Consider the following 7,026-nt stretch of genomic DNA (forward strand, 5'->3'; position numbering starts at 1 on the left):
CTATGATTTTGCTATCTCGTATATTCTCTCTATTCCCAAGAGAAACTCCTTTGATAGAGAGCTCCACTCCCTCTTTCCTCTGAAGAACTCCTCCACTCCTGGATCAAAAGGAAGCTCTATTGCGTTCTCGCCAAACTCCATGTTTCCAAAAAGCTTCAGGTCTCCAAGTCTTGACATGTTGATTACTACTGCATCCACATCTACGTTCTCATCCTTAAGTAGCTTGACATACTTTTTCACAGCATCCACGGATATCTTAGATGGGGTTGTCACAGCTATATTCCCTCTTCTCATTCCACTGCTCATCCTAATTGCTGATAACACCTCATCTCCTGTTCCCGGAGGCAAATCCACTATCAGGTAATCCAGATCTCCCCAGTTTGTCATGGAAATAAGCCAAGAGACCACGCTTGATTCTCCCTCTCCTCTGAGAGGGACAGGCCTGTCCCCGAGAACAAAGCCCAAGGACATCACCTCAAGGTTTCCCCTTTTTAGAGGCTCAAAACCATATTTTCCAGCTCTTATTTTTCCGTCTATGTTGAATACAGAGGCTATGCTGCTGCTGTGAACATCCAGATCCAAAAGCCCGGTTTTATTCCCTTTTTCTGCTGTTAAAAGGGAGAGAAATATCGAGACAGTGCTCTTTCCAACTCCTCCTTTTCCAGATCCGATGAGGATCAGTTTTCCTATATCTCTTGGTACAAGGTGCTTGAGAATGATCTCTCTGTTTATCATTCAGCCACCACCCTTTTTATGGACAGATCCCTACCGCTCTCCACTGATATATCCCTGCTCCCGCACTTAGGACATCTCATCAAAGCACATGCGAGCTCTGGCATGAAGTGGAGGGGACTCTCCATTTCACCCCCTTCTTCCTCCACTCCAACTTCCCTCTCTATTATCTCCTCAGCTTTCTCCATGTCCCATCTGTTTCCACAGGAGTTGCACCTGAAAGATGCCTTTTCCTCGGAGAAGATTATGTTTGCATTTTCCAGAATTGTCCCCCTTGATAGCATGAGAAAGGCCTCCTTAAACACCTCCTTGTCTATTTCCATTATCTCTCCCACCAAGATCTCAACTTCTATGAATCTTTTGAACCCTTTTTCCTCGCCGAAGGAGAGAAGAGATCTTACAGCTGCATCTGCCAAGGACCACTCGTGCACATGATCACCTCTGCACAGAGAACAGGATATAGATAAGCATTTTCAGTTTACCTTCTGTTCTCAGTAAACCTTTAATGGAAATTCAATTATCAAATTTTTGCAGATATATTTGTAAATTTTAACTAGACAATTAATGATAATTATGGAATATACGTCCTCAACAGAATTCCTATTATCCCCACTAATATTGGAACATTGAAGGCTATGAACATCTTTATCATTATAGATAGCTGTCCCTCGATCTTCGACATTCTCTGCTCCAATGAGGAAACTCTTTGCTCCAGAGATGAAATTCTCTGATCCAGTCTTGTCATTTCCTCCTTCATCGTTATTCTCAGCTTATCCATATCGTCCTTTACCTCCTTCCTCAGCTTCTCCATATCCTCCTTTGTTGCAACTTCCCTTAAAACTGCTGATATCATCATTTTCCTTATCTCAGGCCTTAGTGATATCCTCTCAGCAATAAAGGTGAGGAACTCATTCTCAAGTTCTTTATCCTTCTTCATCTCCTCTATAAGCTTTGTTGTGACCGCCACAATGTGAAAGGCACATGCTTAAATAAAAGGATTTCCTTCAGTCAAAGAAAGTTGATGATTCCCTGAGTTAAAGAGTTGCAAAATATAGATAGGATTGCTTGAAAGTCCGGACACGGGGTATGAAGGAGCTGGATGAGTAAGATCTGGCATAATAATCCTTATTTTAATTGTTTTCTTCAGTTCTGCTAGCAAAGAGAAGTATTATAAACAGGCCAGGCTATAGGGCTTATGTTGACAGATCTACTCGCATATTCAACCTCCCTTCTTGCAGTCGCATCGTCAATCCTATCCGTGAGGAGGAGGGAGAAAGAAGTAGCCCTTCTATCCCTGTCTTTATCAACTCTATCCCTCCTCTCCATGTCAAATGACCTGTATTCAGTGTACGGGATCCTCTGGTCTTGGTCGGCTAGGGAGTGTTCCCTTCTTCTCATATGGATCAGTCTTCTCACTTATGTATTCGTTGATGAGGCCTATAAAAGGTTTTTCATAATGCTTTCCGGCTTTTCCTCCATTTTAATGCTTCAGATCTTCCTGAAAGCAGGATATCTCTTCCCTCTCTCGCTTCCCTTTCTGTTCATGGCCATATACTATGTAATGAAGGAAGGATCCGAGCTAAGACCTGCTGGCCTCAAGGAGATATCAGAGATCGTGATTTTGATAGGAGGAACTGTTTTCTACCTTATTATCCTTTACTCGCTCTTCGGTTATTCCATTTTGATGTTCATAGGAGCTGGGAAAGAGATGATAAGACCATTTCCTCTGGGAGTTGATATAGCTCTATCAGTCCTTCTCCTTGGAATTTCTGGCAGGATATGGAGGTACAGCTGGAGGAGTTTTGCTGTAACAACAATTATATCGCTTGCCCTTTCATTATCCCTGTTATTTCTGAAGATGCCGTTTTTCCCAGGGCTTGCTCTCCTGCTGGCAATCTCCTCCATAGTCTCTCCCGAGAGAAACTCTATAATAGCACTGTTCTTATCCCTCTCCCTTTTAACAGCAGGTTTTGTCACCCCCGGAGGATACAGCTCCTTTGTTCTGAAGAAAGGGGAGGCTGCTGATATTCAGGGGCACAGCATAAGGATAATTGGCAGCAGTGGTGTTCTCTCTGGGTCAATTGATCCTCACATAGCGGATAAGGACGTAATATCAGCAAGCAGAGACACAATATTTCTAGCTAGAGAGATGCTTAATGAAATATACTATGTCATGAATGGATCAAAGGGAGACCTAAACGAGCTTCTCTCTTATGTGGGAGCTATGAGGAACATAAACATACCATTTTCAGCAAGAGGAAATGCAAATATAACCCTTCTAAACTCAAGCACAGGGAAAATTCTTGTTAACTCCTCCGGAAAAATCGAGTTGAATGGATCCCTTTCCGTAAATCTAATGCAGCTCTACAGCACATATTACTATTTTCCATATGCATCCGAGGCCTTCTGCAGGATGGAGATGGAAGATAAGTTCACAGGGAATGCTACAGCTCTGATAACATCTGATCTCAGTGTAAATGTGCCTTGGGGAAATATGACATTTAAAAGGATCTTTATCTGGAATATAAGGTCAGAAAATGGGGTAATAGAGCTGAGGAATGGGACAGTTCTCTTCACACAGGCTGATCTCTCCATAGGAAACGGTAGCATATCCCTTCCAATCCCATACATGCCCATATCCGTGGTCGAGGAGACGGGGATGAAGATAGAAGAAATCCTGTCCGGGCTGGATGATGAAGTTGCTGGGATGCTGATGGACTACAACACAGTGATAAACTCCACCTACTCCGCAAGCTGTGTTCCATCATGCGATTACTTTCTTCTCCTTCCGGATGAGGTGCCGGAAAAGCTCACCATGAACTTCGATCTGGAGGTGGATGGATCAAGGAGAAGCGTTCCCATTGTGTACGATATGAGGAGCTTTCTCGTGAATGGATCATTTGGAGAAAGCTCAACAATAATGCATTTACCTCTTGGAGATATTCAGATAAGCATAGATGGAAGAAGCTCTGTTCTAGGAAGGAATTTGAGCTCGGCTCTTCTCCTCTACATATCCAGCCTGAACATAACGGATAGACCAAGGCTTTTGGCCACAAAATCCCTCCTAGTAACCAGGGCATTGTACTCAACTGATGTTCAGACCTCCATAGGGGATGCAGCCCTTGCCCTCATAGGAAGAAGTCAGGAGGAGACCTACATCGTTAAGGCAAGATATGTGCCGCTGATAAATCTCCTCTGGATTCTGGGAGTGATAACATCATTCTCACCTTGGATAGAGCTTCTGCAGAGAAGGCTGAGGAAGTCCGCCTGAACCTTTATGTGTTATTGCACATAATTAAGTTTAAATAAAAATTAGGCTAATCTAACATGTGGGAAAATGACGCCGCTGGCATCAATACCTCCCGGAACCAAGGTAAGGATAGTGTCAATAGAGGGAGGAGCTGGGAGAAGGAGAAGATTGATGGAGATGGGCCTAACTCCGGGAGCTGAAGTCGTTCTGCTCTCCAGCTTTCCAGGACCTGTTGTTGTCGAGGTAAGAGGGGTAAAGATAGCCATAGGTAGGGGGATGGCCTCAAGCATAATGGTGGAGCCTGTTTAAAGAGTTTTGTAAGTTCATTGCTATTTCTTTATAGCTTTTTATCTCCACCGGTATAACAGCTTATGCTGGTAATGGTGATGAGTGATACTCATGGCGAGCTGGACAACTTGAAGTCAATTTTGCCCAGAATAAGGGAGATAAATCCGGATCTGGTGGTGCATCTTGGAGATAACTATGAGGATGCTGAGCTTCTGAGGGATTTCCCTCTTTTAAGGGTTCCCGGGGTTTATGAGAGCTACTACTCAAAGCCCGAGGTTCCAAACAGGATTATCCTCAATTTAAGTGGATGGCTATCTCTGCTGACCCACTCCCACTTAAGGCATGAAAATGATCTTCCATGGGATCCTGATCCGCAGGATCTTGTTAGAAGAAAAGCTGTCGACCTGATAATTCACGGGCACACCCACATTCCTAGGGCTGAGTTGATCGAGGGGGTTGTATACATAAACCCCGGTCACATGAAGAAGGAGGACAAGAAGGGGTACCCTCCAACTTTCTCTTTGATAGAAGCTGAAGAGGAGCTGAAGGTGAGAATAATTGAGCTATCAGGCAGGGTTATGCTTGAGAAAAGTTTTACAAGGAAATAGCTAAAGTTATATTACCTCGAACTCTATCGGCACTTTCCTTGGTCTCGGCCCCTTGGGCGTGAAGATAATGCCCCACTTGTCTATCTCAGGCCTCCCTATCACGAGTTTTAAGCCCTCTCTTAAGTTCTCTGCAACTTCAAAAACAGCCCCTCCCGGTACCTCCACGCCTTCAAACCTAACTCCAACCCTACAATAGCCGATTATCCTCAGCTTTCCCTCCTTACTTGCAGTTCCCACTTCATAGGGCTCTTTAAAGGGAATGAAGGCGCCGATTTCCTCAGCAACCTCTTTGGAGATTATGCTTAAGCTGGCTCCAGTGTCCACAAGACATTTAAGCTCAATCTTTCTTCCTTCGTACATTATCTCCACGTTTGCAGTTGCCTGCTCCGTCCTCATCAACAGCCTTAGACCTATCTTAAATAAAACTTTCTTCAGTTCAATGAGCGATATATTATGTGCTATAGCACATAATTAGATTTAAATAAAAGTTAGGCTAAGCTAACATATGCAGGAGATAGTTGTCGCACTGGCCGGCAATCCGAACGTGGGAAAGAGCACCATATTCAACATGCTCACAGGCGAAACAGCCCATGTGGCTAACTGGCCAGGAGTAACTGTTGAGCTGAAAGAGGGGCATGCAGTTCATCATGGAAGGAAGATAAGGTTTGTTGACCTCCCCGGCACATACAGTCTGACTGCTGGTGGAGCTGAGGAGATAGCTGAAGCTGTGGCGAGGAATTTCATAGTTAAGGAAAAGCCTGATGTTTTAGTTGTCATAACGGATGCAACATCCCTTGATAGAACACTTTACCTTGTCATAAGGGCTATGGAGCTCACGCCCAACGTTATAGTTGTGGTCAACTTCATGGATTGCGCTAGAAGAAGGGCAATTCACGTGGATCTTGATGGTCTTTCATCCGATCTTGGAGTTCCCTTTGTGGGAACCGTTGCGACAAAAGGGGAGGGAATAGGAGTCCTTTTCGACAGGATACTCGCTGGAGAGATGAGAAAATCGGAGCTGAAGGTGGATTACAACGGGCTTGAGCCTTATATAAAAGAGATACAGAGGATAGTGGAGGAAAAGGGGATACTTCCACAGTATCCATCCAGATTTGTGGCTGTTGGAGTGCTCGAAGGTGATTCAGAGTTTGTGAATGCGGTAAAGGGAACCGGAGCTGAGGAGGTGGTTGAGAGAGCGAGAAAAGAGCTGAATGCAGATCCAGCACAGCTCGTGATAGAGGCAAGATACAAGCTTATAGATGATATTGTGAGGAGAAGGGTGAAGAGAACATCTGTTGTCAGGCAGGAGCTATCTGAAAGCTTGGATAAAGCATTTCTGCATCCGATAGCAGGTCCAATTATCTCAGCACTGCTCTTGATATCCCTGTTCTCATTGATCTTTGCGCTCAACACAGGCTTTCCCATAAACGTGATTCTCTCACAGATTGGCCTAGAGGAGCAGGCTTCCTTCATAGAGGAGCACAGCATATCAGGGATTATGGGCTATATATTCGACTGGATCTCATCTCAGGCATCAAAAATACCGGCTCCTGAGTGGGCTCTGAGCTTGCTGACGGATGGAATAATAGCAGGTCTTTCCGGTGTGCTCAGCTTTCTTCCCCTGATATTTCTCGTATTCGTTTTATTGGGAGCCCTTCAGGACACAGGAATTCTTGCAAGAGTGGCTGTATCCTTTGACAGATTTCTGAGACCATTTGGATTGAGCGGCAAATCTGTATTTCCAGCTATGATCGGCTTTGGATGCAATGTACCAGCTGTGATGGCAACCAGAGCCCTTGATGATGACAGGGAGAGAGCAAGCCTTGCAATGTCAGTTCCATTTATACCATGCCAAGCCAGATTAATAGTCCTGATTGCGCTGAGCTCCGCTGCATTCTCCTCTCCTCTTGCAAAATCATCATTTCTGATGCTCCTATATCTTCTGTCAATTGTTGTCTTCCTTTTATCTGCAAAGATAGTGCAGGTTTATGTGCTCAAAGTTAGATGGAAGCCAGAGCTCCTTTTGGAGATACCGCCTTACCATGTGCCTTCTCTCAGGGTGATATGGTGGTACACCAGGGTGAACACGATGCACTTCCTGAGGAAGGCTGGTGTGATAATATTTCCGATGGTGATAATATTCTGGTT

Annotated in this window: 8 protein-coding genes; 4 read left to right on the top strand and 4 right to left on the bottom strand. The window is 44.5% G+C overall.

The annotated features are described in order from the left end of the window. The 3 genes from D6D85_RS13070 to D6D85_RS13080 form a co-directional block, all read right to left on the bottom strand. Positions 1 to 735, bottom strand: coding sequence for a P-loop NTPase (locus D6D85_RS13070; RefSeq protein WP_125672479.1), 735 nt, complete (start codon positions 733 to 735; stop codon positions 1 to 3). Further along, positions 732 to 1,163 (bottom strand): hydrogenase/urease maturation nickel metallochaperone HypA, encoded by a 432-nt coding sequence (locus tag D6D85_RS13075; RefSeq protein WP_161969881.1) that lies wholly within the window; start codon positions 1,161 to 1,163, stop codon positions 732 to 734. Before D6D85_RS13075 ends, D6D85_RS13070 begins: the two co-directional genes overlap by 4 nt. 140 nt (positions 1,164 to 1,303) lie before the next feature. Then, positions 1,304 to 1,699 (bottom strand): hypothetical protein, encoded by a 396-nt coding sequence (locus tag D6D85_RS13080; RefSeq protein WP_125672481.1) that lies wholly within the window; start codon positions 1,697 to 1,699, stop codon positions 1,304 to 1,306. Positions 1,700 to 1,927: 228 nt separating this feature from the next. Between D6D85_RS13080 and D6D85_RS13085 the strand changes: the two genes are divergently transcribed. The 3 genes from D6D85_RS13085 (at position 1,928) to D6D85_RS13095 (ending at position 4,878) form a co-directional block, all read left to right on the top strand. Beyond that, complete coding sequence (locus D6D85_RS13085; RefSeq protein WP_125672482.1) at positions 1,928 to 4,003, top strand: hypothetical protein; 2,076 nt, start codon at positions 1,928 to 1,930, stop codon at positions 4,001 to 4,003. A 66-nt stretch (positions 4,004 to 4,069) separates the two neighbouring features. Continuing rightward, positions 4,070 to 4,291, top strand: a complete 222-nt coding sequence (locus D6D85_RS13090; protein WP_125672483.1) for a FeoA family protein — start codon at positions 4,070 to 4,072, stop codon at positions 4,289 to 4,291. 62 nt (positions 4,292 to 4,353) lie between these two features. Continuing rightward, positions 4,354 to 4,878 (top strand): metallophosphoesterase family protein, encoded by a 525-nt coding sequence (locus D6D85_RS13095; RefSeq protein ID WP_125672484.1) that lies wholly within the window; start codon positions 4,354 to 4,356, stop codon positions 4,876 to 4,878. 6 nt (positions 4,879 to 4,884) lie between these two features. Here D6D85_RS13095 and D6D85_RS13100 read toward each other — a convergent pair whose 3' ends face one another. Beyond that, entirely contained in the window at positions 4,885 to 5,274 is a 390-nt protein-coding gene (locus D6D85_RS13100) for a retropepsin-like aspartic protease (protein ID WP_125672485.1), read from the bottom strand. A gap of 109 nt (positions 5,275 to 5,383) precedes the next feature. Between D6D85_RS13100 and feoB the strand changes: the two genes are divergently transcribed. Further along, a partial coding sequence (gene feoB / locus D6D85_RS13105; protein ID WP_125672486.1) for a ferrous iron transport protein B occupies positions 5,384 to 7,026 on the top strand: 1,643 nt, incomplete at its 3' end.

This window comes from Candidatus Methanodesulfokora washburnensis (assembly GCF_003947435.1).
Classification (GTDB): Archaea; Korarchaeota; Korarchaeia; order Korarchaeales; family Korarchaeaceae; genus Methanodesulfokora; species Methanodesulfokora washburnensis.